The organism is Ruegeria sp. CDSB022, from assembly GCF_059611145.1.
On record NZ_JBXWOZ010000001.1, the window covers coordinates 942,883 to 964,989 of the forward strand.

At 55.6% G+C, this 22,107-nt stretch carries 24 protein-coding genes, 1 tRNA gene and 1 pseudogene; 9 read left to right on the forward strand and 17 right to left on the reverse strand.

Translation table 11 applies throughout. The features are described 5' to 3' along the window. Both AC2FIZ_RS04695 and AC2FIZ_RS04700 read right to left on the reverse strand, forming a co-directional pair. The gene (locus AC2FIZ_RS04695) at positions 1 to 219 is read right to left on the reverse strand and encodes a GDCCVxC domain-containing (seleno)protein (RefSeq protein WP_271946496.1); all 219 of its coding nucleotides are present in this window, start codon (positions 217 to 219) and stop codon (positions 1 to 3) included. A gap of 4 nt (positions 220 to 223) precedes the next feature. After that, on the reverse strand, positions 224 to 547 hold the full coding sequence (locus tag AC2FIZ_RS04700) for a hypothetical protein (RefSeq protein WP_271946493.1): 324 nt from the start codon (positions 545 to 547) through the stop codon (positions 224 to 226). Between the two features lie 89 nt (positions 548 to 636). Between AC2FIZ_RS04700 and AC2FIZ_RS04705 the strand changes: the two genes are divergently transcribed. Then, positions 637 to 1,026 (forward strand): MerR family transcriptional regulator, encoded by a 390-nt coding sequence (locus tag AC2FIZ_RS04705; RefSeq protein WP_281994762.1) that lies wholly within the window; start codon positions 637 to 639, stop codon positions 1,024 to 1,026. Between the two features lie 33 nt (positions 1,027 to 1,059). On the opposite strand, the pseudogene AC2FIZ_RS04710 reads toward AC2FIZ_RS04705, so the two are convergent. The 4 genes and pseudogenes from AC2FIZ_RS04710 to AC2FIZ_RS04725 all read right to left on the reverse strand — a co-directional run bounded on the left by AC2FIZ_RS04710 (position 1,060) and on the right by AC2FIZ_RS04725 (position 4,572). Next, positions 1,060 to 1,328, reverse strand: a pseudogene (locus AC2FIZ_RS04710) (DksA/TraR family C4-type zinc finger protein). A gap of 59 nt (positions 1,329 to 1,387) precedes the next feature. After that, positions 1,388 to 2,365, reverse strand: a complete 978-nt coding sequence (locus AC2FIZ_RS04715) for a Gfo/Idh/MocA family protein (protein ID WP_281995004.1) — start codon at positions 2,363 to 2,365, stop codon at positions 1,388 to 1,390. Positions 2,366 to 2,495: 130 nt separating this feature from the next. After that, a complete protein-coding gene (gene rpoH, locus AC2FIZ_RS04720; protein ID WP_142634432.1) occupies positions 2,496 to 3,392 on the reverse strand; it encodes an RNA polymerase sigma factor RpoH in 897 nt (298 codons plus the stop codon). 145 nt (positions 3,393 to 3,537) lie between these two features. After that, the gene (locus AC2FIZ_RS04725) at positions 3,538 to 4,572 is read right to left on the reverse strand and encodes an RluA family pseudouridine synthase (RefSeq protein WP_271946488.1); all 1,035 of its coding nucleotides are present in this window, start codon (positions 4,570 to 4,572) and stop codon (positions 3,538 to 3,540) included. Between AC2FIZ_RS04725 and AC2FIZ_RS04730 the strand changes: the two genes are divergently transcribed. Further along, positions 4,571 to 4,873, forward strand: a complete 303-nt coding sequence (locus AC2FIZ_RS04730) for a DUF6476 family protein (RefSeq protein WP_496700097.1) — start codon at positions 4,571 to 4,573, stop codon at positions 4,871 to 4,873. The genes AC2FIZ_RS04725 and AC2FIZ_RS04730 overlap by 2 nt on opposite strands. 4 nt (positions 4,874 to 4,877) lie before the next feature. Here AC2FIZ_RS04730 and AC2FIZ_RS04735 read toward each other — a convergent pair whose 3' ends face one another. The 9 genes from AC2FIZ_RS04735 to AC2FIZ_RS04775 all read right to left on the reverse strand — a co-directional run bounded on the left by AC2FIZ_RS04735 (position 4,878) and on the right by AC2FIZ_RS04775 (position 15,426). After that, complete coding sequence (locus AC2FIZ_RS04735) at positions 4,878 to 5,840, reverse strand: hypothetical protein (protein WP_496700095.1); 963 nt, start codon at positions 5,838 to 5,840, stop codon at positions 4,878 to 4,880. 47 nt (positions 5,841 to 5,887) lie between these two features. Further along, a complete protein-coding gene (locus AC2FIZ_RS04740) occupies positions 5,888 to 6,886 on the reverse strand; it encodes a glycosyltransferase family 2 protein (RefSeq protein ID WP_271946483.1) in 999 nt (332 codons plus the stop codon). Between the two features lie 106 nt (positions 6,887 to 6,992). Then, positions 6,993 to 9,011 carry a hypothetical protein gene (locus AC2FIZ_RS04745; RefSeq protein WP_496790654.1) on the reverse strand — a complete coding sequence of 673 codons (2,019 nt, stop codon included), beginning with the start codon at positions 9,009 to 9,011 and terminating at the stop codon, positions 6,993 to 6,995. Then, on the reverse strand, positions 9,008 to 9,943 hold the full coding sequence (locus tag AC2FIZ_RS04750) for a hypothetical protein (protein ID WP_496790655.1): 936 nt from the start codon (positions 9,941 to 9,943) through the stop codon (positions 9,008 to 9,010). Before AC2FIZ_RS04750 ends, AC2FIZ_RS04745 begins: the two co-directional genes overlap by 4 nt. Positions 9,944 to 9,948: 5 nt before the next feature. Beyond that, on the reverse strand, positions 9,949 to 10,932 hold the full coding sequence (locus AC2FIZ_RS04755) for a glycosyltransferase family 2 protein (protein ID WP_142634447.1): 984 nt from the start codon (positions 10,930 to 10,932) through the stop codon (positions 9,949 to 9,951). A gap of 266 nt (positions 10,933 to 11,198) precedes the next feature. Further along, positions 11,199 to 11,981, reverse strand: coding sequence for a dimethylarginine dimethylaminohydrolase family protein (locus AC2FIZ_RS04760; RefSeq protein ID WP_281972275.1), 783 nt, complete (start codon positions 11,979 to 11,981; stop codon positions 11,199 to 11,201). Between the two features lie 18 nt (positions 11,982 to 11,999). Next, entirely contained in the window at positions 12,000 to 13,595 is a 1,596-nt protein-coding gene (locus AC2FIZ_RS04765; RefSeq protein WP_496790656.1) for a 5-guanidino-2-oxopentanoate decarboxylase, read from the reverse strand. Further along, positions 13,592 to 14,779, reverse strand: coding sequence for a pyridoxal phosphate-dependent aminotransferase (locus tag AC2FIZ_RS04770; RefSeq protein ID WP_496790658.1), 1,188 nt, complete (start codon positions 14,777 to 14,779; stop codon positions 13,592 to 13,594). Before AC2FIZ_RS04770 ends, AC2FIZ_RS04765 begins: the two co-directional genes overlap by 4 nt. After that, positions 14,776 to 15,426, reverse strand: coding sequence for a TetR/AcrR family transcriptional regulator (locus AC2FIZ_RS04775; protein WP_496790659.1), 651 nt, complete (start codon positions 15,424 to 15,426; stop codon positions 14,776 to 14,778). Before AC2FIZ_RS04775 ends, AC2FIZ_RS04770 begins: the two co-directional genes overlap by 4 nt. 96 nt (positions 15,427 to 15,522) lie before the next feature. Here AC2FIZ_RS04775 and AC2FIZ_RS04780 point away from each other — a divergent pair, with 96 nt between their 5' ends. Genes AC2FIZ_RS04780 through AC2FIZ_RS04795 form a run of 4 tightly spaced genes read left to right on the forward strand, consistent with a single transcriptional unit; the run spans position 15,523 to position 18,635 of the window. Continuing rightward, complete coding sequence (locus tag AC2FIZ_RS04780; RefSeq protein WP_142634458.1) at positions 15,523 to 16,299, forward strand: ABC transporter ATP-binding protein; 777 nt, start codon at positions 15,523 to 15,525, stop codon at positions 16,297 to 16,299. Between the two features lie 31 nt (positions 16,300 to 16,330). Next, entirely contained in the window at positions 16,331 to 17,104 is a 774-nt protein-coding gene (locus tag AC2FIZ_RS04785; RefSeq protein ID WP_142634460.1) for a transporter substrate-binding domain-containing protein, read from the forward strand. A 47-nt stretch (positions 17,105 to 17,151) separates the two neighbouring features. Then, the gene (locus AC2FIZ_RS04790; RefSeq protein ID WP_416383908.1) at positions 17,152 to 17,865 is read left to right on the forward strand and encodes an ABC transporter permease; all 714 of its coding nucleotides are present in this window, start codon (positions 17,152 to 17,154) and stop codon (positions 17,863 to 17,865) included. Then, positions 17,865 to 18,635 (forward strand): ABC transporter permease, encoded by a 771-nt coding sequence (locus AC2FIZ_RS04795; RefSeq protein ID WP_496790661.1) that lies wholly within the window; start codon positions 17,865 to 17,867, stop codon positions 18,633 to 18,635. Before AC2FIZ_RS04790 ends, AC2FIZ_RS04795 begins: the two co-directional genes overlap by 1 nt. Positions 18,636 to 18,797: 162 nt before the next feature. On the opposite strand, the gene AC2FIZ_RS04800 is transcribed toward AC2FIZ_RS04795, so the two are convergent. Beyond that, a tRNA-Leu gene (locus AC2FIZ_RS04800) sits at positions 18,798 to 18,884 on the reverse strand. Positions 18,885 to 19,026: 142 nt separating this feature from the next. Between AC2FIZ_RS04800 and AC2FIZ_RS04805 the strand changes: the two genes are divergently transcribed. Together AC2FIZ_RS04805 and lipB are read left to right on the forward strand one after the other, a co-directional pair. Next, positions 19,027 to 19,686, forward strand: coding sequence for a DsbA family oxidoreductase (locus AC2FIZ_RS04805; protein WP_282027460.1), 660 nt, complete (start codon positions 19,027 to 19,029; stop codon positions 19,684 to 19,686). Between the two features lie 38 nt (positions 19,687 to 19,724). Further along, positions 19,725 to 20,384: a lipoyl(octanoyl) transferase LipB gene (lipB, locus tag AC2FIZ_RS04810; protein WP_271946447.1), complete on the forward strand. Its 660-nt coding sequence runs from the start codon at positions 19,725 to 19,727 to the stop codon at positions 20,382 to 20,384. 292 nt (positions 20,385 to 20,676) lie between these two features. On the opposite strand, the gene AC2FIZ_RS04815 is transcribed toward lipB, so the two are convergent. Then, complete coding sequence (locus AC2FIZ_RS04815) at positions 20,677 to 21,603, reverse strand: cation diffusion facilitator family transporter (RefSeq protein ID WP_496687570.1); 927 nt, start codon at positions 21,601 to 21,603, stop codon at positions 20,677 to 20,679. A gap of 81 nt (positions 21,604 to 21,684) precedes the next feature. Here AC2FIZ_RS04815 and AC2FIZ_RS04820 point away from each other — a divergent pair, with 81 nt between their 5' ends. Beyond that, positions 21,685 to 22,098 carry a MerR family transcriptional regulator gene (locus AC2FIZ_RS04820; protein WP_281972282.1) on the forward strand — a complete coding sequence of 138 codons (414 nt, stop codon included), beginning with the start codon at positions 21,685 to 21,687 and terminating at the stop codon, positions 22,096 to 22,098. Positions 22,099 to 22,107 lie beyond the last annotated feature (9 nt).

The window sequence follows — 22,107 nt, forward strand, 5'->3', positions numbered from 1 at the left end:
TCATCCGCAACAACTATCGCCATTCTGGATCGGGGGGCAAGGCACCGTGGCATAGGAGCAGTAGACACAACAGTCCCCTTCCAATGGCTTCAAGACCGCTGCGCAAGACTTGCATTCATAGAACCACTGGCAAGCATCCGTCGGCATTATTTCGCTTTCGCTGTGACCGCATTTCGGGCACGTCAGGGTGCTTTCAAGCACTACAGTTTGCTCTGTCATTGTTTCACATCTGCATTATCAGGTAATCGTTGATACGGGCCTCGTTATAGACGACGACCCAAGCTGACGCGGTGATTGCGGTAGTCCCCGAAAGCCACCATTTCAACTTTGTTAGGGAACCGCGCTGATAAGATACAAGCCACGATATAGCGACAAGCGCCGTCGATATCGCCAATACGTAGTAGCTTGCCGCCGCGATCTTTCCGAAAATGGCTAGCCAACTGCCCCCCAGTCCCAGCAACATCATTGTCATGGGCAATACACAGCAAGTCGCGACGCCAAGTGCTGTCAGTGATCCCAGATAACTAACGCTAAGGTACTTCTGCATCTCATTCCCTTGATTAGTTGGAGTTGTCAAAGTGACTGCTTCTCGTATAACTTCTGTAGTCGCTACAGGATCAAGACGGGAAAACTCACATGTTTGCGATTGGGGAAGCATCCCGGCAAAGCGGTGTCGGCATTGAAACGATCCGCTACTATGAACGCGAAGGGATCGTGCCCAAACCAGAACGAGCACCTAATAACCGGCGGATGTACTCCGCGCACGATGTTGGAAGGCTTCGTTTCCTGAAAAAATGCCGTAATTTGGGCTTTCCACTAGCCGATACAAAGACGCTTCTAACCCTGTCCGAAGGCGACGGAGAAGATTGCCGATCCGTAAAAGAACTGGCTGAGCTTCATATCTTCAATGTGCGTGAAAAGATAAACGAGCTGAAGCGATTGGAAGCAGCGCTGAACGAACTCACAGCCAACTGCGACAGCGGGAATGTCTCTTGCCCCATGCTCTCAAAACTGCGTACCGACTAGTGAAACTTTGGGCTCAAAGCAAACATAATAAACTCACCTCAACTGACTGTCCTTCGACCCGCGCCGGTTGATACCGCCGCGCATTTTGTGCTGACGTCACGTTCTTGCTGGCACTCGAGGCACAGTTTCACGCCCGGCAGTGCTGTGCGGCGGTTTTCTGGGATTGGTTCTTCGCATTCGGCACAATGGGTCAGGCTTTCGCCTACGGGCCGTTTCTGGGCCTGCATTCGGGCCAACTCATCCGAAATGGATGCCTCGATCTGTTCGCTTACTGCGCCGTCGCGCGCCCAGCCACCTGCCATCGGGATGCCTCCTGTTAAGGTGTTAGCCGATTTTGCGGCGATTCAAGAAGCGTGGCAAGTCATGGCAGCGCCAGTGCATTCTCCAGCACACGGTCAATCACTTCCTGCGTGCCGCGTGAAAACTCCAGCGGGCAGGGATATTCGGCACCCTCACGGACCGACCGACAAAAAGCTTCGACCTGCAGCTTATAGTGATCGTCCGCGGGGAAACGTGTGACTTGTATTTCCAGGCCGGGGCGGTGCAATTCGACACGCGCCTCTCCGAACACACGCGGATTGAACGGCGCAGTCAGCCGGATCATGCCGCGGTCGCCATGAAACACCATCTCTTGATGCGGATGCATTCGGATCGAGACATAGCTGGAATAGGTGAAATCCGGGAACTGAGCGCGAATCTCGGTAAAAGCGTCGACCCCATCCTCCCACCGGATGGCGGATTCGACCTGAACAGGCTCCTGCCCGGTGACAAAGCGCGCGCTGCCAATCACATAGACGCCAATATCACGCAGCCCACCTCCGCCGGTCTCAGCCCGGTTGCGAATGTTTGCCGTATCCGCCCGGCTGTCAAAGCTGAACGCACCCGTCACATGGGCCAAATTCCCGATCGCCTTGTCGGCGATCAGCTTGCGTACAAACTTCCATTGAGGGTGTTGGACGATCATATAAGCCTCGGCCGCCAACAATCCGGTCTCATCCCGTTTGTTGATCAATGGGGCAAATTCGGACACGGTCATAGCCATCGGCTTTTCACACAGCACATGTTTACCGGCGTCCAGTGCCTTAAGGCTCCATTCGACATGCAAATGGTTGGGCAGCGGGATGTAAACGGCCTCAATCTGTGGGTCGTTCAGCAACGCATCATAACTGTCATAAACCGTCAAATCCGGGCAAAAGGCCTGAAACGGTTCGGCTTTGGCGGGATCGGACGTCGCAAGGCCTGCCAGACGCGCGCCCTCAGCTGCGTGGATTGCAGGGGCCATATATTGCCGCGCGAATTTCGCCGCTCCCAATACACCCCAATTCACCGGATTCTGCATCATGGACACCCCCTATGGCTTTGATCCGGTCTGTTGTAATCGCCCTCAGTCCGAGTGTCATTAGCGCTAACACAAATAGAAAACCCGGCGCGACCAATGTCGCACCGGGCCCGTTCAAATAACGAAGAGGTCAGGCTGTGGCCAGCATCCCTTTTTCGCGGGCAAGCTCACGCATCTTCTTCTGAAGTTTCTCAAAAGCGCGGACTTCAATCTGGCGAATGCGTTCGCGACTGACATTATACTGCGTACTCAGCTCTTCCAGTGTGACGGCCTGATCCATCAGGCGGCGTTGGGTCAGAATGTCTTTTTCCCGGTCATTCAAAACTTCAAGAGCAGCCGCCAACAGCTCGCGGCGGGCGTCGAGCTCATCGCGGGCCTCATAATCGCCCGCCTGATCGGCATCCTCGTCCTCAAGCCAGTCCTGCCATTGCATGGTGCCTTCGCCCTCGGACCCGACGGTCGCATTCAGAGAGGCGTCGCCACCGGACATCCGGCGGTTCATGCTGATCACTTCTGCTTCGGTCACACCAAGGTCATTTGCGATCCGGGCCACGTTTTCCGGACGTAGGTCGCCCTCTTCAAGCGCACCGATGCGTGCCTTTGCTTTGCGCAAGTTGAAAAACAGCTTTTTCTGCGCCGAGGTTGTACCCAGTTTGACCAAAGACCATGACCGCAGAATGTATTCCTGAATCGAGGCGCGAATCCACCACATGGCATAGGTCGCCAGCCGGAATCCTTTTTCCGGGTCAAACCGTTTCACGGCCTGCATAAGACCGACATTGGCCTCGGAGATCACTTCGGCCTGTGGCAGCCCATAACCGCGATAACCCATAGCGATCTTGGCCGCCAACCGTAGGTGGGAAGTCACCATTTTATGTGCAGCTTCAGTATCTTGCTTCTCAACCCAGCTTTTGGCCAGCATGTATTCTTCTTCTGGCTCCAGCAGGGGAAACTTCCGAATTTCCTGCATATAGCGGTTCAGCCCGCCTTCCGGCGTCGGCGCGGGGAGATTTGCGTAATTGGCCATGTTTCTTGTCCCTCCGACAAATGTTTAAGTCGTTAACATGGATATGGGAGGTCGTCCCGATCCGTTCAAGAGGTACCGTTAACAGTTTGAAATTAACGTTTGATAAAGGAAACCTAAGAAAACGTTATTCACGTAACTTTGCTTATTATGTCAGCGGTGTGCGCAGCTGTTCAATCAGATTTTCCATATCATCCGGCAACACAGCCTCGAAGCGAAGGTTTTCACCCGATATCGGGTGCTCAAAACCCAAAACCGCAGCATGAAGCGCCTGACGAGGAAAGTCTCGTACGGCCTCTGCGGCAGCCGCGCTAAAGGCTTTGGCTGCGAGTTTCCGCTTGCCCCCATAAACCGGATCACCGACCAGACCATGACCGGCATGGGTCATGTGAACCCGAATCTGGTGTGTGCGGCCTGTTTCCAGCCAGCATTCGATCAGAGCCAGCCCCTGCGGCGCCCCAAACGTTTCGACCAGGCGGGCGCGCGTGACAGCGTGGCGACCACCGTGAAACAGCACAGCCTGTCGTTGCCGGTCTGTCTTGTGACGGGCCAGCTGAGTGGTGATCCGCATGATGTTTCCGGGCTCAAAGCTGACACCTTTGACGCCGCGCAGCCGGGGATCATTGGCATCCGGGACACCGTAACAGATGGCGCGATAATAGCGTTCGACACTATGCGCCTCGAACTGCGCGGCAAGCCCGTGATGGGCCGCGTCGGATTTGGCCACCACCAGCAACCCGCTGGTTTCCTTGTCGATACGATGCACGATGCCGGGGCGCTTTACGCCGCCTACGCCAGACAGGTCATCACCGCAGTGATGCAGCAACGCATTGACCAATGTCCCGTTCGGAGAGCCGGGCGCAGGATGCACGACCATACCCGCAGGTTTATTGACCACGATCAGGTCGGTATCCTCGAATACGACCTCCAGCGGGATGTCTTCCGGGCCGATATGGCTGTCTTCGGCCTCGGCCACAGTGATCGCCACCACTGCGCCTTCGGCCACCTTGGCCTTGGGGTCGCGGGCGGCGGTTCCGTTGATCATCACGGCCCCCTCTTCGATCAGCTTCCCCAATCGGGTCCGCGACAGGCTTTCCCCCGCTGGCACATCGCGGGAAAGCGCCTTATCAAGGCGGGGCGGCGGATCGGCCGCGATTTGAAACTCAATCTGGCGAGTGCCCATGACTGTCCCTTCCGAACCCCAAGAACCGCAGGAAACGCCGCAGCTTCGCCTGCTGCGGAGAATGGTCATGCTGCTGACCGCGGTGATGATTGGCGGGGTTCTAGTGACATTCGCACTGATTGTCATCCGGCTATCGGACCGGACCCCCACCCTGCCCGATCAGGTTGAGTTGCCCGATGGCGCAACAGCGCAGGCGGTCACCATTGGAAACAACTGGTTTGCGGTTGTGACTGATGACAATCGCATCCTGATCTTTGACAAAACCACTGGCCGGCAGCGCCAGGAAATTACCGTCGAATAAGGGCTTAACCCTCTAGCGCCATGCGAAACACGATCTCGGATGCCTGGCGCAGCGCCTGATATTCCGCAGCTGTGTCCCGGCGAAACGACTGATCATGCATGCTCAACCTGACAGGGGCAAAAAGCTGCGTCCGGTCGGGAAAAAACTCTTGATGAAAACTCACATCTTCATTTGCCATAAACGCGTCCAGCCAGGCGCGTTCATCCGGTTCAAGCACATCATTCTTACGCATCATCACGGGATCATCGACAGCCCGACGTCGCAACTGGCGACTTTTCTTGCGTCCCATAGCCCTAGTGACCACACCAAACGCCTCACACGCGGCTCTTGAATGCGAAGGATTGGACGATGTTTCGGTCTTGCTGTCCAAGGGCAGTTGGACGCCGATGCGATTCAGAAAATCATCGATAATGTTGCCATTAGCCATTTCAGAGCGCTCATACAGCATAGGCACCAACGAGACGCCCGGAAAAGCCGACCTTATCCGAGCCGCAGCACTGGCAAAGCTGAAACGCTCAGGATGCGCACGTATCTCGTCCAGCTGGGTACGAATATATTCAGAACCGCCCCCGGCAAGCCTGCCGTTCTTTGCCCTTTGTTTGTAGTCGGCTTCGAAAAAGTCAGAATATCTACGGCAGTAGAAAGCAATCCTCATCTCACGCGCGGGGATCTCAGCGAAAATCTCGGCCAGTTTGTGCAGATCGACTGAATACAACATCTCAGACGATACCAAGCATGCCTTATCCTCATGCTCAGCATATTCCCTTGCCATCGCTTCGCGCAGGGCGGTGACCGGCTGTTCGGTTTGGTTCATGTGGAAGGCAATCAGGTTATGACTGCTGGCCAGACGCCCCTGCCCCTCGGTTCGCCTGCGGCCCGTTTCCATATAGTGTAATCCGGCCCCAGCCATCACTTGACCGTTTTTGCGAACAAACCCCTGTAACGCAGTCGACCCAGTCTTGGGCATTCCTATGTGTAGCCAGAGCATGAAACGTTCCTATTCGCCAAGCGACCTCAGGTCTCGGCCTTGGCTGAGAACCCGGCGGTCATCTGACGCATGAGGTCTTGCATCTCGGGTTGTTCGCGCAACTGGGCAACCTGTTGGCGATGCAGATCGCAGGTCATATGGTGCAGGCGGGCCGTCTCAGCGTCTGACAGCATTTCGTAATACAAAGCCCGTTTCCGATCGAGGATTGTGTCGATCGAGGTCTCAGTTTCGGCGTTTTGGTTCATCATGTTCCAATATTCCATCCCAAGGCTTTCCCCCAGATGATGGGCCCGACCACGCATTTTCTTGACCAGATAACTTTCACAGGATTTCAAAGCATAGTGATTGATCTGAACATGCTCGTACCCGACGGAGTCCCGCGCCGATCGCCAACTGGCAGTAAAATACCTTTCGGGCATCGGTTGACCGGATCCGTTGTACCAATGGCATTCTTCCATCGTTTCAACGGTCGGCCTTTTCGGTCGATGGACACCGAGCGCATCCCACAGGCCGCGTTGGAACATGGTCTTAAAGCCCCAAGCTTGCGGCGGTCGAAAAATACGCTCAGGTGCAGCTTGGCGAAACTGATCCGACAGGAAACGGTCCTCGTACCGAACAATGCCGGCGTTTCCGAATAGACGCCAAGTCATTGAAATCGTTTTTGCATCCGGCATGGCACCTGTCAGCGCACGCAATGTATGGTCGCCGGTTCTGACGTTAATATGTTCATCCGCGTCGATAACGATCACCCAATCCTGTGGACGGGCCACTTCCATTTTCAGAAAGGCGTTATAGGCGCGTTTTTGCGGGCTGGTCTGACGTCTCGAGTTGTTGTCGACATGTGTGACAATGCCAAGGTCATGCAATCGCTGCAGCAAGGCATCTGTACCATCGGTACAGTCATTGGTCATGACCACAATCTGGTCCACACCAATGGCACGATTATGGGCGATCCATTCAAGAACGAATGGTCCTTCGTTCTTCATAGGGGTAACGCTGATATATCGAGGATCCTGTTCGGCCATACCTGACTGCCCTGCTTGTTTTCATTGCCCCGATGGTATCGGAGATTTGTTTAAGATTTTGACCGCAAACTACCGGTATTCAAGCTGGTCACCAAGAGAAATCCGTCTATTTTCCACCTGCACGTTTCAGCTGATTGGAATATCGTTTAAGGGTTGGGCACAGCGCGTGGGCCTTGGAAAGATGAACGCGCGCATTCTGCTTTTCACCTCGTTGCAGATATATCCTGCCGGCCTCGCCTTGGATCGCCGCTGTATTGTCATCCAGTTCCCCAGCCTGAATAATTTGGTTTTGCCCCTGTTCTTCAGCCCCGTTCCTTTCAAGGTACTGCCCCATCGCAAAGACCAGAAATGGGTTTCCCGGATCACAGGCCAACGCATCTGCCATGGCCAGCCTTCCGTTTACAAAATCTCCATCTTTCTCATACAGTTCGGCCAGTCGCTTTAAGTATAACGGGTTATCCGGAAGGCGCTTGGCCACTTTCCGCGCAATATCCAAAGACTGCGCCAAAGATGTATCTCCCAAATGCAAACGCAGCAAAGATTGCACCCCTTCAAAGCGCGGGTCTTCGCGGGAAATACGAACGTCCTCGGGCAACTGAGTTGAGCTTTCTAGCCCGTCAGCCAAAGTCTGCAAACGGGATCGGTTGGAGGTTAGACGGCGCGCCCTTTGATCTACGGACAGACTAGCCCAATCCAATAGGATCAGGTCGAAATTACAGGGCAAGCGCACCAGAACTTTTCTTTGGGCAACGTGGGAATTATAGTTGAACCAAGGCCTCCGAATAATCTTTTGCATTGCCCAATCTATCGGCGGCATAGCGCGATGGGCGATTTGATCGCGATACAAAAGCCGAGAGCCAAATATGATGACATCCGGCCGCATTGGTTTGGTCCAGAACGCCCGGCTAAGCACTTGCGCTGCCATCCAGCGCTTTTTCTGCCCCCCCAAGATTGCTGCCTTTAGTGCCGTAGCGACTGCAAAATCTTCCGGCCAGATATGTGGGTTCTTCAGGGCCTCTTCCGTCAATTCCAACGCTTCAGCCCATCGGGTCAGGTAAAAGTAATTCAATGCCTGAAGCAGCGGCACAAAGGCATTATCAGAACCCGCATCCATCAGCGGCTGAACGAGTTCCAATGCCTCTTCGGCCCTATCTCCAGCGCCCAAACCATGAAGGTAAAAGGACGCTTTGGAATAGATATGAGCGGCTTCTGAGAGATTTAGAAATTCTTCCGGACCAAGGCGCAACCGTTCAATCATCTGTTCGTTGGCCTGGTTGATGTCCTTTTCCGCTAAAACATCCCGAAAAACCTTCCTTTGTTGCCCGGAAATCCGCGCTGCTGCCATGGAAAACGCCGAGATAAACGGTGCAATCACCTGATCCGCGCGCGACATGGTATAGAGTTCCAGAAAGTCTCGTTGTGCGCGGGTCAGACTGGAAAGATCCGCGATATCTGACATTTGCATAAGGTGCGGAAACTGCACTTGGAATCGAGCCACAAGCTCGGGCTGATCTGAAAACATGATCGCGGCACACCCTGCGTTTTTTTCAAGATGTGCCGCATACAGTTCTTCCGGTTCGATCTTTGCCGGCCAGGTCGTATGCTTCCACGGCAGACCATTCAGGATGTCGCCACGGCGAATGTGATAGGCCGACACCCCCTTGCCACTTAGTTTGGCATCTGCCTTTTCCATAATGTTCCGGATTTCATCCGTGAACCCGATCTTATGGATGAACTCTCGGTACCGGGGACGGATCTGCTCGACATCTTCCCATTGAAAGGCCAGAACCTCAAAGCCTTCCTCGACGACAACAGAGCGGCCGGAATTCAGATGGGATATCAGCCGATCCGGTGTCGCATCGCCCTGAAACGACCATATCGGTAGGGAGTTCTCGCCTAGAGCATCAAAGGATTCGGTGCTCAGGAAATGCTCATCCATCCACTCTTGTGAGAACAATTCTTGCGGCTGGTCCAGCTCTGGCGCATCCGCACCTTTGGGAAACCAGTTGACCCGATAGCTGGTGTCAAAATCCTCGGCCAACCGGATGCAGGTCAGCATCATCAGCAACCGGGCACCCATCCGGTCTTTGCGCTGGCCGATAAAGACCCCCTTTTCGGGCTTCATGAGGCTGCTTCGGCCAAGGCTGCGCGCCGCAGCCGTCGGAACCTCTGCCTTGCTTGCGCAACAAGCTGTGGGTGACGTTCGCCGCCAATCGCCTCGATCCCACGCATATACAAAGGCAGTCGCCGCCGCACCCGCATCATCCGGTAATAGGCCTGAGGTTCCAGTGTGCCGTCCATCGCCTCGAGCATAACCGGCTTCAGTATATCCAATTTGCGCAGCATCGGGGCCGCGAAATGGTTTGAAAACCATGTCTTAAGCAGCAAAACGTTATCGCCCTTCAATCGCGACACCTGCTGACGATCGAGATCAAAAAAGGGATCATAGAAAACGTAGGCTTTCCCCACATTCTCAACGGTTTGCGCGGCATCGCTAAAGGGAAGATCCCAGTCTTGCACCTGCCCGAACCGATACCGGGTCTCCCACGGGACCAGCCGTTCATCCAGCGTTGTCTGCGGATTGAAAGCGATGACATTGGCGCCGGGAACAAGGGCCGAGAATGTCAGCGCTCCAAATCCGCCCATCGAAGCGCCCGCAAACACAACCTGATCAAACTGTGCAAAAAAACCCTGATCCGCTTGGGCCTGAAAATACGAGATGATCTCGGGATCGCGGTACCAGGCTTTGGTCCGCGCAAATATCCCCATATGGGACCAGCCTTCGTCACGGAAGAACTTCCAGCCCCAGGGTTCGCGGGAAAAAGACAGGTCGTTGGCATTGGCAATGTTGTCAAAGCTGACCACAAGCCGGGACGCAGACCTTTGGTGAAACAAAACCGAGTGTCTGTTCAGCTTTTGCAGAAACCCGGTCCCGTCCCCACCTGGATACAGCTCGACAAACCAAGGGGGCGCAGGGTCTGTCAGAATCCGTTCATACCCCGTCTTACGATCGGGGTGATCAGGCTTGAGCTGCTCTTTTGAAAGGTCTTCTGCCATGGTGATCAGACCAGATTTTCCGCAAGCCAGAGGCGGAAATCCACCCAGTCAGGCCGCAACTTGATCTCTGATATCTTGGCGCGATGCCAGTCACATGCCTGCGCGTGCAGGCGGCCGAGTTCTTCATCGGCTTTCAGTTCGGCCAGCAATGGGGCCGCGCGATGCGCCGCTGGCAGTATCGAGTGATCTGTTTCTTTGTTGGCATTCATGTCCTGCCAATAGGCTTGCCCTTGGTCTACGCGGATATGATTGGTCCGGCCCCGATCCCTTTTGACCAGAAACCCATCCAAAGACCGGACGGAATAGTGATGAATCCGCCCCAGAGAATGATCAAATTTCCTCCATGCGCGCCACCCGACCTTCTCGGACGGAAACAGCCTGCCACCGGCATCGGACCAAGCGATTTCGCTTTCTTTCCCTTCTTCGACCCCTTTCGGGCGATGCGGGCCGAACCGCGTAAATTTTCCGTTGTTACGAAACAGGGTTTTCAGACCATAGGCCCGGCCGGAATGATACGGGAATTCCTGATCCCCCATCGAAAAGGACTCGGTCACAGGTTTGTCTTCAAAGCTGATATTCCCCGAACTACCAAACAATTTCCACGCGAATGAGATCGCATCCACCGGCTTTCCGGCCCGCTGTTCGGTTTCTGCGATCAGCGCCGCAAAGCTGTTGTCCCCGCAGCGGATGTTCCAGAATTCATCAACATCCAGACACATCAGCCAGTCGGCCTCTTTCACTTTGGGCTGACGCCGCGCGCGCCGTAGCATCTGATGCTGCGGGTTTCCCCCTTCTTTGACCTCGTTCGGGACATGTGTGGCAAGACCCAATTCCTGCAGCCTGCGGGCAATGGCATCCGTGCCGTCTTCACAGCTATTGGTGAAGATCACAAAGTGATCGACTCCCAGTGTTTTGTGGAATGCTACCCATTCCAGCATATAGGGGCCTTCGTTCTTCATCGTCGTGAATACGGTGAGCGCCTGAGACATGTATTTCCTGCCATAACTTCTTTGCCCAAGTCATACACAACCCGGCAAGCACGAGCGAGATGGGATTTGGGTGCAAAAGAAATACTGCGCGAAACTGGTGCAAAGCTACACCCACTGGATAGGGATCATACTATTTCGAATGAATATCCAAGCGGTTGAAGCGGCTAACCTTAATCACGCCAAAATGCGCCCACTCTTTCTTTGGTTGCAGCAGGACGCATTTGGCTGGTTCAAGGTTAGTCGGTTCTGAATCGTCGTGAATCAGGTCAGAATCTCAGCGACAGACATGACATTCCGCCATCCAGTTTGGCGCATTCCACATTGTCGATTTCAACCACATCATAGCCGTTCTGGCGCAACATCTCGGTGGTACGCGGGAAGCCGGCCGGAGCCAGGACAAATTGGTTGAACCGGATCGAGTTTGCAGCGGCTTCTTCGCCTTCTGCCACATGCAGAACCCGATATCCTTCGAAGCACCCGGATGCGTCCAGCCGTTTCGTGGACAGGATGGTTTCCCCATCCAGCAACGAACAATCCGTTTTGAAGTGCAACACGCCCGGTGGTGTAAAAACCTCGCGTACGGTGTGGCCCCAGTCGGAAACGATTTCGGTCAGCTCTGCGACACCGGCCGCATCGGTCCGATCTGACCGGCCAACCAGAATTTCGCGACCCGTTACCAGAATGTCCCCGCCTTCAATATGGCCGGGCCCAGCGATCTGCCGAACCTCGTCATAAACGCCGCGGATTGTCGGCTCCATCTCGGCCACCTCACCCATGCGGCTGGGTGCACCGGGGCGCATCATCACCGCACCCTGAGGAAGACACAGTGTGGTATCTTCGACAAAGACGGCATCCGGATACGTCTCAAGGGGAGCCAGTTCGATAACCTCTGCTCCGGTTTTCTTGAGGGTTTCGACATAGTGCGCATGAGATGCAAGCATTCGGTCTAGGTCCGGCGTACCGATATCTTCTGCACGCAGACCATCGGTGATGGACGCTGCTGGGCGACGGGTGATCGCGCGCGAGAATTCATAGGTCGGGTCAGTCATTTTCGGTCTCACTTTTCATCAAGAGTGTGATTGGTTGGGCGCGCGGATTTCAACAAGCCGCGGGCCATCTTGGGATTGTGCAGACAACAAAGCTTGGGCCACGTCCAACGGGTCGGGGCCAGTGCGCCAGAACGGCATGCCGCAAGATCGGGCGACGCTTTCAAAATCCGGCGGGGTCGGATCACATCCCAGCACGGTCACGCCGACCGCCTGCATTGATGTGGCGATTTCCTGATAGCCGTGGTTGTTCCAGATCACGAAGGTGATCGGCAGTTTTTCATCAACGGCGCACATCAGCTCAGGAAGGCTGAACTGCGCCCCGCCGTCGCCTGCGATACAAATGACCGGAGCGTCAGGGTCCGCCAATGCAGCGCCGATCGCGGCGGGTATGCCATATCCAAGCGCTCCGAACCCGGTCGCGGCGTTGAACCACCCGCCGGGCCGATCATGATCGTAGTACAGGTTTCCTGCATAGATCGGATAAGCAGAATCGCCCACCATGATCGCGTTAGGGACTGCATCGCGCATGGCGTTCAGCACAGCCAGTAACGCCTGCATTTCCGGCCCGATTTCTTCGACCGCGTTCCGCCGCGAGGTAGCCGCGCGCGCGGCACCGTTTGCCGACTTGGGCGATGCGGCAAACCGATCCACAAGCTCGGCCGCTGCCATCGCCGCATCACAAACAATGGCAATGTCCGTCGCGTGGCGCTTCAGCTGATCGGGGCATAGGTCCACACGGATCAGGTATGGCATTTCAGCCATCGTGCCGGTGGCGTACATATCGTAGTCCGTCTGGCCCAGCTCAGTCCCCAAAGCCAGAACCACGTCGGCCTGTTCGATCAAAGCACGCACTGAATTCAGGCTCGGGCTTGCTGGTACACTCAACGGGTGATCGTACATCAACCCGCGCGCATTCACGGTTTGAACAACCGGCGCATCCAGCGCTTCGGCCAGCTGCCGGATCGACCTGCCGGCGCTGCGCCCACCTCCGCCGACCAGAATGACCGGCGCTTTTGCCGACCCCAGTAGCTTGGCAGCACGGTCAAGAAGCGCCGGATCAAGAGACTTATCGACGGGACCTTTCGCAGCATCGGTCGGACCAGCAAACTCGTCCCCCGCAACGTCTAGCGGGATTTCGATGTGTGTTGGCCCTGGGCGACCGGATTGAAACAGGGCGAAGGCGCGGTCCAACGCGGCTGCTAGTTCAACTGACTTTTCAACTCGGTCCGATGACAGAGCGACTGTTCGCGCCATCGCTCGTTGATCCGGTAACTCATGCAAGTGACCAAGCCCTTTGCCAAGACTGGACAACGTGTTGACCCCCGACACCACCAGCATCGGAACGCTGTCTGCCCGAGCCTGCCCCATCGCCGTGAGTGTATTGGTCAGACCGGGGCCGGTAATCACAAAGGCCACGCCAGGCTTGCCGGATACCCTGGCATAACCATCAGCCATGAACCCTGCCCCCTGCTCGTGTCGTGGGGTGACATGGCGAATGCCCGATGCGGCCAGCCCGCGGTACAGTTCGACCGTATGGACGCCGGGGATGCCAAACACGGTATCCACATCGCGCCTGACCAGTTGATCAACCAGCGCCTCACCAATGCTCGTCATGCGTTTTCCAGTTGCAGTTGGGTCGCGTGGGCAACGATCCGGTCACAGGCTTCGGTAAAGATCGCGTCGTCCACCGTCAGCGCGATACGGACCCAGTTTTCAACCGTGTCACCGAAAGACGGCCCCGGCATCACCGCGACTTTGCCATGTTCGAGCAGATGAAAGGCGTACTCGTTTCCATTCATCCCGGTGGCCGAGACATCAATCATCGCAAACATACCTGCCTGTGGAAGATGCACACGCAGATGTGTCTCGTTCGGCAGCCTGTCGTTCAGCATCCGGGCGCGGCGGGCGTACCGTTGCGCCATGCCTTCGGCCACGGTTGATCCGTTGCGAATAGCCGTCTCGGTCATGTCGGCGATGAAGGGCTGATTTCCAAACAGCATGGTTTCCGACAGCGACAAAAGGCGCGCGGTAAACTCCTCGGGGCCAATGCACCAACCGCTGCGGAATCCGGGGGCGGCATGGGATTTTGATATCGACGAGACGACGATTACCCGATCCGCCAACTCGGACCGCGACAGGGGTGAGGTAAACACAGATCCGTCAAAGATCAGTTCTTCATAAACCTCATCAGAAATGATCCATAGATCATGCTCGATAGCCAGCTTGCCGATTGCGTCTATGTCTTCGCGTGTCAGGATCGACCCGGTAGGATTATGCGGTGTGGTTAACAAAAGCGCAGTGGTCTTCGCGGTAATCCTGTCCGCGATATCATCCGCAGAAATACGAAAACCGTTTTCCGGCCGCAATGGAACCGGCACAATATCCGCACCGCTTGCGCGTACCACACCTTGATAGGTTGCATACATCGGATCGCCCACCAGCACCTCGCAACCCGCCTCGGCCACGCCCATCAGGACGGTAAAAAGCGAGGTCTGGGTGCCTGGAAAACACAGCACTTGATTATCCGTGATCGTGCGCCCGGATCTGGCCGAATAACGATCGGCCAGTGCAGAGCGCAGTCCAGCCTCACCACGCCCATTGGAGTAGTTGGTACGCCCGGCGCGCAAAGCGTCCACAGCGCTTTCCACCAGTTCGGTGGGCGTTGGCACATCCGGCTCGCCAATGGTCAATTCGATGATATCCTGCCCCTGCTCGACAAGTTCTTTGGCCTTGAGATAAACTTCCCATTTGGCGCCACCCAGGCCGGCAAGGCGTTCGGTAATCGCTGTTTTCTTCATGTCTGCCTCTGCTCAAGATCCGTCAATTCAACACCGATAATTGCCCCAACCGAAGCCAGCCCAATCTCGGGCAGCTCATTCGGCTCAAAGGCGTATGGCAGGGCGCCGCCTTCCATCCACAAGCCGTCGACCACGGCGTTGCATGCGATAGCCAACCTGCGCAGTTCCGCCGGGCTGGCTGGTATGCCTACCTCGTTCAGCGCATCTGCAATGAGTGATTCCAAGCGGTCACGAAAATCCCGATATGTCTGTTCGTGGATCGCTTGCATTTTGTCGTCCGCCAGAACTTTGTTCAAAAAGCCAGCCCATAGGGACACTGACCCCGGATCGACCACCGGATGGGTCAACCCGGTCGTTACAAACGTCGCCAGCCGCAATCTAGCTGTGCTATAATCTCCGTCTGCAGGGGCCGACGTCATATCCGTCAGTCGCCGCATATGAAAGTCATAAGCTGCTGTAATTAAATCTTCTTTCGAAGAAAAATAGTGCCGGATCAGACCCTGAGTTACACTGGCCCGCTCGGCAATCGCCCGAACGGTCGCACCTTGCAAACCTTGCTCGGCGATCAAAGACAGCGTGGCCTGGATCAACGCCTCTTTGCGCTGCTCCGCGGGTTCTCGCTTGAATTTTGTTGCGTGATCCGACATCTATCTTTCCAGAAATTATAATTATACAGTTGCATAATTGTAGGGATTTGCTAAAGCTGCAAGTAAAAAAACGGTTGAGAGGGATGAAACTGCAAAATGAACGCTGACCCAGAAACCACGCCGGATGAAGCCATTCGGGTCACTGACTTGCACAAGTCTTTTGGCTCGCTCGAAGTTCTCAAAGGCGTTTCACTTACTGCCCATCAGGGTGATGTCGTCGCCATCATCGGAGGCAGTGGTTCGGGGAAATCCACGTTCCTTCGCTGTATCAATTTCCTTGAAACGCCCAGTTCCGGAGAAATCGTCGTAAACGGCGAGCCGATTGAGATGCGCCCGGATGGCACGCCTAAGGACCGGCGTCAGCTGGAACGCATCCGCACCCGACTGGCAATGGTGTTTCAGGCCTTCAACCTTTGGACCCACCGCACGTTGCTGGAAAATGTCATCGAGGTGCCCGTTCACGTGCTGAAAGTACCGCGGGACGAGGCGATCAAGCGCGCGCACCAGCTGCTGGAGCGCGTTGGGCTTGGCGACAAGGCGGATACCTTCCCTTCCTTTCTGTCAGGCGGTCAGCAACAGCGCGCTGCGATTGCGCGTGCTCTTGCCGTTGATCCCAGCGTAATGTTGTTTGACGAGCCAACCAGCGCGTTAGATCCAGAACTTGTTGGTGAAGTACTGACCGTAATTCGCGATCTGGCGGCCGAGGGCCGAACCATGTTGCTGGTCACGCATGAGATGAAGTTTGCGCGCGAGGTTGCGACCCATGTTGTGTATCTTTTCGAAGGAAAGATCGAGGAACAGGGGCCACCCGACGAACTTTTCGACAATCCGAAATCCGCAAGGCTGCAACAATTCCTAAAATCAGTCGGCTGAACAAACAAAATATCAAACAGGGAGAATATCAATGAAAAACAAAAAGCTAATCGTGGCCGCTTTGGCTGCTGCTGTGCTTTCGGCTGGAACGGCTGGCGCAGATGAAGTCAAGATCGGGATCGCAGCCGAGCCTTATCCGCCTTTCGCATCGCTGGATGCGTCTGGCAAATGGGTCGGTTGGGAGATCGAGGTTATTGATGCGGTCTGTGCCGCCGCCGAGCTTGAGTGTGTGATCACTCCGGTTGCGTGGGACGGTATCATCCCCTCGCTGACCGGTCAGCAGATTGATGCCCTGATGGCGTCGATGTCGATCACCGAAGAGCGCATGAAAACGATCGACTTCAGCGACCCTTACTACAACACTCCGGCCGTTATCGTCGCCGACAAGTCGATGGACATTGAACCGACACCAGAATCTCTGGCCGGTAAGATCATCGGCATTCAGGCGTCCACGATCCATCAGGCCTATGCCAACGAGCATTTCAAGGATGCGGCAGAAATCCGGGTGTATCAGACTCAGGACGAAGCCAACCAGGATCTGTTCGCCGGCCGTATCGACGCGACCCAAGCCGACAGCATCGCCATGGCAGATTTTGTCTCTTCTGACACTGGTGCCTGCTGTGAAATCAAAGGCGCGGTCGAAAATGACGTCTCGATCCTGGGTCGCGGCGTCGGCGCGGGTGTCCGCAAGGGCGATGACGCGCTGCGTGAAAAGCTGAATGCGGGTATCGCGGCAATTCTTGCCGACGGCACGCATGACGAAATCACCTCGCGCTATTTCACAGCCAGCATCTACAGCGAGTAAGATCCGTCGTGGAAGCTATCCTCGAAAGCCTGGGTTTGGCCCAAAGCATGGAGTTGCTTGCCCTTAGTCCTCCGGGATGGGGCGGCAACCTTCTGCGTGGCCTCGCTAACTCGTTGCAGATCGCTTTTGGAGCGTTCGGGTTCGGGTTGATCATCGGGCTTTTCGGGGCCTATGGAAAACTATATGGCGGGCCGGTCACACGTGACCTGCTCGGCATATATACGACTGTAATGCGCGCCGTGCCTGAACTGGTGCTGATCCTGATCCTGTATTACGTCGGGACCGACCTGATCAATCAGGCCGCGCAGGCAATGGGATACGCCCGGGTCGAAATCAGCGGCGTTGTCGCCGGTATATGGGTTTTGGGCATTGTTCAGGGCGCCTATGCGACCGAGGTCCTCAGGGGGGCGATTCAAGCGGTTCCTACTGGTCAGATCGAAGCCGCCCGTGCCTATGGCATGCCCTCTCTTTTGCTGATGCGACGGGTGACGATACCGGCGATGATGTCTTTTGCCACGCCTGGATTGGCCAATCTGTGGCTCATTGCAACCAAAGATACGGCCCTACTGGCCATTGTCGGCTTTAGCGAATTGACGCTGGAGACCCGTCAGGCTGCGGCCAGCACCCGCGCCTATTTCACCTTCTTCCTTGCTGCAGGTGCCTTGTACTTGATCGTCACGCTTTGTTCCGGTGTCGTGTTCGCGCGTATCGAGAAATGGGCCCGTCGTGGGCAGCCTTCGCTGAAGGGAGGAAGCCGATAATGGACTGGCGAGCACTCATGCAGCCGCATCGGATCGTGCTGATGGCACTTTTTGCTGCTTTCGTTATCTGGTGCGCCGTCTCACTGCGCTGGGATTGGATTCCAACCTATGCGCCCCTGGCACTTGAAGGTCTGTGGAGAACCATCTGGCTGTTGGCCGTCACCTGTGTGCTTGGGTTCTTGCTGGCTGTTCCGCTGGGCCTCGCTCAGGCGATTGGGCCCTGGTATCTGTCGGCACCGGCGCGGGTGTTCTGCACGATCATTCGTGGCACGCCCATCCTTTTGCAGATCTGGCTGCTATACTATGGGCTTGGATCGCTTTTCCCTCAGATTCCATGGATACGCGGCAGCGAGCTGTGGCCCTATCTGCGACAGGCTTGGCCCTATGCGGTTCTGGCCCTGACCCTGTCTTACGCGGGCTACGAGGGCGAAATCATGCGCGGTGCCTTTGCCAGCGTTAAGAAGGGTCAACTCGAAGCGGCGCAATCCTTTGGCATGCCTCGGTTTACCATGTTCCGCAGGATCTGGCTGCCTCAGGCCATTCGCAGCGTGCTGCCGACACTAGGCGGTGAGACGATCCTACAGCTGAAAGCAACCCCGCTGGTGGCGACGATAACAGTGGTTGAGATCTACGCTGTGTCGTCCAGAATTCGGGCGGACACCTTTGTTGTCTATGAGCCATTGTTGCTGTTGGCGCTGATCTATCTGATCATTGCAGGCATCATCACGCTGATATTCCGGCGAATTGAGCTGCAGGTCCCTGATCGGTAACGCAACGCCGGACACCTAAGAATCCTGACACATGGTCAGAATCTCGGCTGCCAGCCCCGATACTGCCTAACATCAGGTGGCTGGCGACCGGTTTTACAGGTCGGCTGAACGCACCGAGGGCGTCGCGAATACAAGCTATAAGAAGATTGAAAGCCAATCACTTGGTGCGGTCGAGAAGACTCGAACTTCCACGGGTGTTACCCCACAGCGACCTCAACGCTGCGCGTCTACCAATTCCGCCACGACCGCACTGTTAGTGACTTGATAGTGGGGCGTATAGACTTTGATGATCAAGATGTGAAGAGGCAAAAATCACGTTGGTTTGAATTCCCATTCGGCGCTCTTATCTTTAACAGGTTGTCGTCCAAATGACCCCGTCAGGAGCCCCGCCATGACCTCGCCCGACCCTCGCCCCATCGTTCAGATCGACATAGTCTCGGATGTGGTTTGCCCCTGGTGCATTGTTGGATTCCGGCAGTTGGATCTGGCGCTCAAACAGCAAAATATTCTGGCAAAGCTGCGCTGGCATCCGTTCGAATTGAACCCGAACATGGCGCCCGAGGGTCAGAACCTGCGTGAGCACATTGCCGAGAAATACGGCTCCTCTCGGGAACAAAGCCAGATGATGCGGGATCGTTTGACGCAAATCGGGACTGACCTGGGCTTTACCTTCGCCTTTGACGACGACAGCCGCATCGTAAACACCTTTGCCGCGCATCAGCTTCTTGACTGGGCCGAGGCTCAAGGGCGCCAGCATCCGCTGAAACTGGCCTTGTTCGAGGCCTATTTCACCAATCAAAAAGACGTCTCGAATATCGATATCCTGCTTGAGGCCGCCGAAACCGCCGGTCTGGATCGGAATGCTGCGCGCAGGGTGCTTGAATCAGGTGCTCATGCCGCGCCGGTTCGAGAGAAGCAGCAATACTGGACCGGTCGTGGTATTTCCGGCGTTCCCGCAATGGTGTTTGGCGGAAAGTATCTGCTGACTGGGGCGCAGGGGGCGGACAGCTATACACAGGTCCTGCAGCGCTGTTTGACCGAAGCAGCCTAGGTCTTTCCATCCATGCATCCAGCCGCTAAGGAGCCGACATGGAATGGAAGATTACTGACGGATTGACCGACTATGATGAGGCCATCGCCTTTATGGAGGCGCGCGTGGCGGATATCGCGGCGGGTGAGGCGGATGAGTGTATCTGGCTACTTGAGCACCCTGCCCTGTACACAGCGGGCACTTCAGCCAAGGTCGAAGACCTGAAAGACCCGGACAGATTTCCAGTCTATACGTCAAAACGCGGTGGTGAATACACCTATCATGGTCCGGGGCAGCGCGTTGCTTATGTCATGCTGGACCTGAACAAACGCGGCAGGGATGTGCGCAAGTTTGTAAAGCAGCTTGAGAATTGGGTGATCGCAGCTTTGGCCGAGTTCAACGTGACCGGGCAAATCCGCGACGGCCGCGTTGGTGTCTGGGTGCAACGGGATGACAAGCCGCTGACGCCTGCAGGCGAAAAAGCCGAGGACAAAGTCGCGGCGATCGGCCTGCGATTGCGTAAATGGGTCAGCTTTCACGGCATCTCGATCAATGTCGAACCGGATTTGAGCCATTTCTCTGGGATCGTACCCTGCGGCATCTCGAACCATGGCGTGACTTCTCTGGTCGATCTGGGTCTTCCGGTCGCGATGGATGATGTGGACAACGCGCTTAGAAAAACATTCGCTGAGGTTTTTGGACCCGCGGGGGCGGATTAACTCGGATCACGAATCGAAAAACAGCCCGGCACCGACTACAATCCAGCCGTCAGATCCGCTCTGCTTCATAATTTGGAAACAATTCTCGATTGGTCCGTCTGGTTTCCGACGGAATCTAGTTAAATTTCACAAATATGAATACTTGGGTCCCATTAACGCCTAGTATGAATTTACCGTTCTAGAGTGAGTGGTGTGTTAAGCCGGTGATCGCAGGTATACCCTGGGAAAACAGGTATGTGTTTTGGTTACGAGTCTGCCGTTCCGACCCCAAATCGGAACGGCAATTTCTTTTTTAGTGCTCGTGTTTGTCATGTCCAAACCGGGCCGGATGGCCACAAACCTCTTCCCCACTTTCAATTTCAAGCGTTGCATGGCCGATCCCGAACTGATCCTGCAGCGCATTCTTGATGGTTGTGGAAAGCCACCTGGCATCTTCGTCTGCGTGGCTGGTCGCAACCACATGTGCAGTCAGGGCAGGTTCATGCTCCTGCATACTCCACAGATGAACGTGATGGACCGAGACAACGCCCTCGGTAGCCTCGATCATCGAAGCGACCTCTTCTGGGTCAAGGTCGGATGGTGCACCCAACATCAAGACGTGAATGGTTTCGCCAATTTCAGATTTCACATGCCAAAGGATGTAGACCGAGATCATGATGGTCACGGCCGGGTCCACCCAGGTCCAGTTGAACAGGATAACCAAGGTTCCGGCGACGATCACGGCCAATGAGCCTAAGGCATCTGCCACGTTGTGCAGAAAGGCGGCCCGGATATTCATGCTGTCCTTTGCCATCGAATAGGTCAGGACAGCCGTGATCAGATCGACGATCAGGGCCAGCACTGCGATCCAGACGACGATCCAGCCATTCACCGGTTCGGGCTCTATAAACCGCATGACACCTTCGTACATCAGATAAACGGCCAGAACGACAAGAATGGTGTAGTTAACAAGAGCGGCCACAACCTCTGCCCGGCCATAACCAAAGCTCATCCGTGGATCTGCCGGGCGTCGCGCAATCTTACGAGCGAAAAACGCGATGATCAACGCGATGGCATCTGAAAAATTATGCAAGGCATCTGCGATCAAGGCCAGTGAGCCAGACAAAATGCCCCCCACTATTTGTGCAAGCGTCAATACCATATTGACGCCGATCGCTCCGACCACCCTCCGGTCACCGGCATTAGGATCAATGTGAGAGTGGGTGTGGTTATGTGACATGGCAGATCAGATCCTTGTTTTGAACTGCCATCCTATGTAATTCCTCTAGTCACTAGAGGTTCAAGAGGCAAAAAGCACAAAATGTACTCAATCGGAGATTTGTCGCGGCAAACCGGGGTCAAGGTGCCCACGATCCGTTTCTATGAGGAAAAAGGCTTGTTGGCCAAGCCGTATCGGACGGCGGGCAATCAGCGCAGATATGACGAGACTGCTCTGAAACGCCTCCAATTTATCCGCCACTCGCGTGATCTGGGCCTGCCTTTGCCGGATGTCGAGGCGTTGCTTTCTTTGGAAGGGGCGCAGGGGGCGGATCTGGACCATGTTCATGAAATCGCGGATCGTCAGCTGACTGAACTGCGCAACCGGATAACATTGCTGCGCAGCCTTGAGGCCGAACTGGAACGCATCACAGCCGCCTGTGACGGCACCCACGACCATGTATGTGAAGTGCTGAACGCGTTTGGCGACCATAGCAAATGCCTTGGATCGCACTGATCCTGTAGC

What these genes read in the sequence shown, in the direction of transcription:
- AC2FIZ_RS04695 (WP_271946496.1), bottom strand. Translation starts at nt 219, where the DNA reads ATGACAGAGCAAACTGTAGTGCTTGAAAGCACCCTGACGTGCCCGAAA.
- AC2FIZ_RS04700 (WP_271946493.1), bottom strand. Translation starts at nt 547, where the DNA reads ATGCAGAAGTACCTTAGCGTTAGTTATCTGGGATCACTGACAGCACTT.
- AC2FIZ_RS04705 (WP_281994762.1), top strand. Translation starts at nt 637, where the DNA reads ATGTTTGCGATTGGGGAAGCATCCCGGCAAAGCGGTGTCGGCATTGAA.
- AC2FIZ_RS04715 (WP_281995004.1), bottom strand. Translation starts at nt 2,365, where the DNA reads ATGCAGAATCCGGTGAATTGGGGTGTATTGGGAGCGGCGAAATTCGCG.
- rpoH (WP_142634432.1), bottom strand. Translation starts at nt 3,392, where the DNA reads ATGGCCAATTACGCAAATCTCCCCGCGCCGACGCCGGAAGGCGGGCTG.
- AC2FIZ_RS04730 (WP_496700097.1), top strand. Translation starts at nt 4,571, where the DNA reads ATGACTGTCCCTTCCGAACCCCAAGAACCGCAGGAAACGCCGCAGCTT.
- AC2FIZ_RS04725 (WP_271946488.1), bottom strand. Translation starts at nt 4,572, where the DNA reads ATGGGCACTCGCCAGATTGAGTTTCAAATCGCGGCCGATCCGCCGCCC.
- AC2FIZ_RS04735 (WP_496700095.1), bottom strand. Translation starts at nt 5,840, where the DNA reads ATGCCCAAGACTGGGTCGACTGCGTTACAGGGGTTTGTTCGCAAAAAC.
- AC2FIZ_RS04740 (WP_271946483.1), bottom strand. Translation starts at nt 6,886, where the DNA reads ATGGCCGAACAGGATCCTCGATATATCAGCGTTACCCCTATGAAGAAC.
- AC2FIZ_RS04745 (WP_496790654.1), bottom strand. Translation starts at nt 9,011, where the DNA reads ATGAAGCCCGAAAAGGGGGTCTTTATCGGCCAGCGCAAAGACCGGATG.
- AC2FIZ_RS04750 (WP_496790655.1), bottom strand. Translation starts at nt 9,943, where the DNA reads ATGGCAGAAGACCTTTCAAAAGAGCAGCTCAAGCCTGATCACCCCGAT.
- AC2FIZ_RS04755 (WP_142634447.1), bottom strand. Translation starts at nt 10,932, where the DNA reads ATGTCTCAGGCGCTCACCGTATTCACGACGATGAAGAACGAAGGCCCC.
- AC2FIZ_RS04760 (WP_281972275.1), bottom strand. Translation starts at nt 11,981, where the DNA reads ATGACTGACCCGACCTATGAATTCTCGCGCGCGATCACCCGTCGCCCA.
- AC2FIZ_RS04765 (WP_496790656.1), bottom strand. Translation starts at nt 13,595, where the DNA reads ATGACGAGCATTGGTGAGGCGCTGGTTGATCAACTGGTCAGGCGCGAT.
- AC2FIZ_RS04770 (WP_496790658.1), bottom strand. Translation starts at nt 14,779, where the DNA reads ATGAAGAAAACAGCGATTACCGAACGCCTTGCCGGCCTGGGTGGCGCC.
- AC2FIZ_RS04775 (WP_496790659.1), bottom strand. Translation starts at nt 15,426, where the DNA reads ATGTCGGATCACGCAACAAAATTCAAGCGAGAACCCGCGGAGCAGCGC.
- AC2FIZ_RS04780 (WP_142634458.1), top strand. Translation starts at nt 15,523, where the DNA reads ATGAACGCTGACCCAGAAACCACGCCGGATGAAGCCATTCGGGTCACT.
- AC2FIZ_RS04785 (WP_142634460.1), top strand. Translation starts at nt 16,331, where the DNA reads ATGAAAAACAAAAAGCTAATCGTGGCCGCTTTGGCTGCTGCTGTGCTT.
- AC2FIZ_RS04790 (WP_416383908.1), top strand. Translation starts at nt 17,152, where the DNA reads ATGGAGTTGCTTGCCCTTAGTCCTCCGGGATGGGGCGGCAACCTTCTG.
- AC2FIZ_RS04795 (WP_496790661.1), top strand. Translation starts at nt 17,865, where the DNA reads ATGGACTGGCGAGCACTCATGCAGCCGCATCGGATCGTGCTGATGGCA.
- AC2FIZ_RS04805 (WP_282027460.1), top strand. Translation starts at nt 19,027, where the DNA reads ATGACCTCGCCCGACCCTCGCCCCATCGTTCAGATCGACATAGTCTCG.
- lipB (WP_271946447.1), top strand. Translation starts at nt 19,725, where the DNA reads ATGGAATGGAAGATTACTGACGGATTGACCGACTATGATGAGGCCATC.
- AC2FIZ_RS04815 (WP_496687570.1), bottom strand. Translation starts at nt 21,603, where the DNA reads ATGTCACATAACCACACCCACTCTCACATTGATCCTAATGCCGGTGAC.
- AC2FIZ_RS04820 (WP_281972282.1), top strand. Translation starts at nt 21,685, where the DNA reads ATGTACTCAATCGGAGATTTGTCGCGGCAAACCGGGGTCAAGGTGCCC.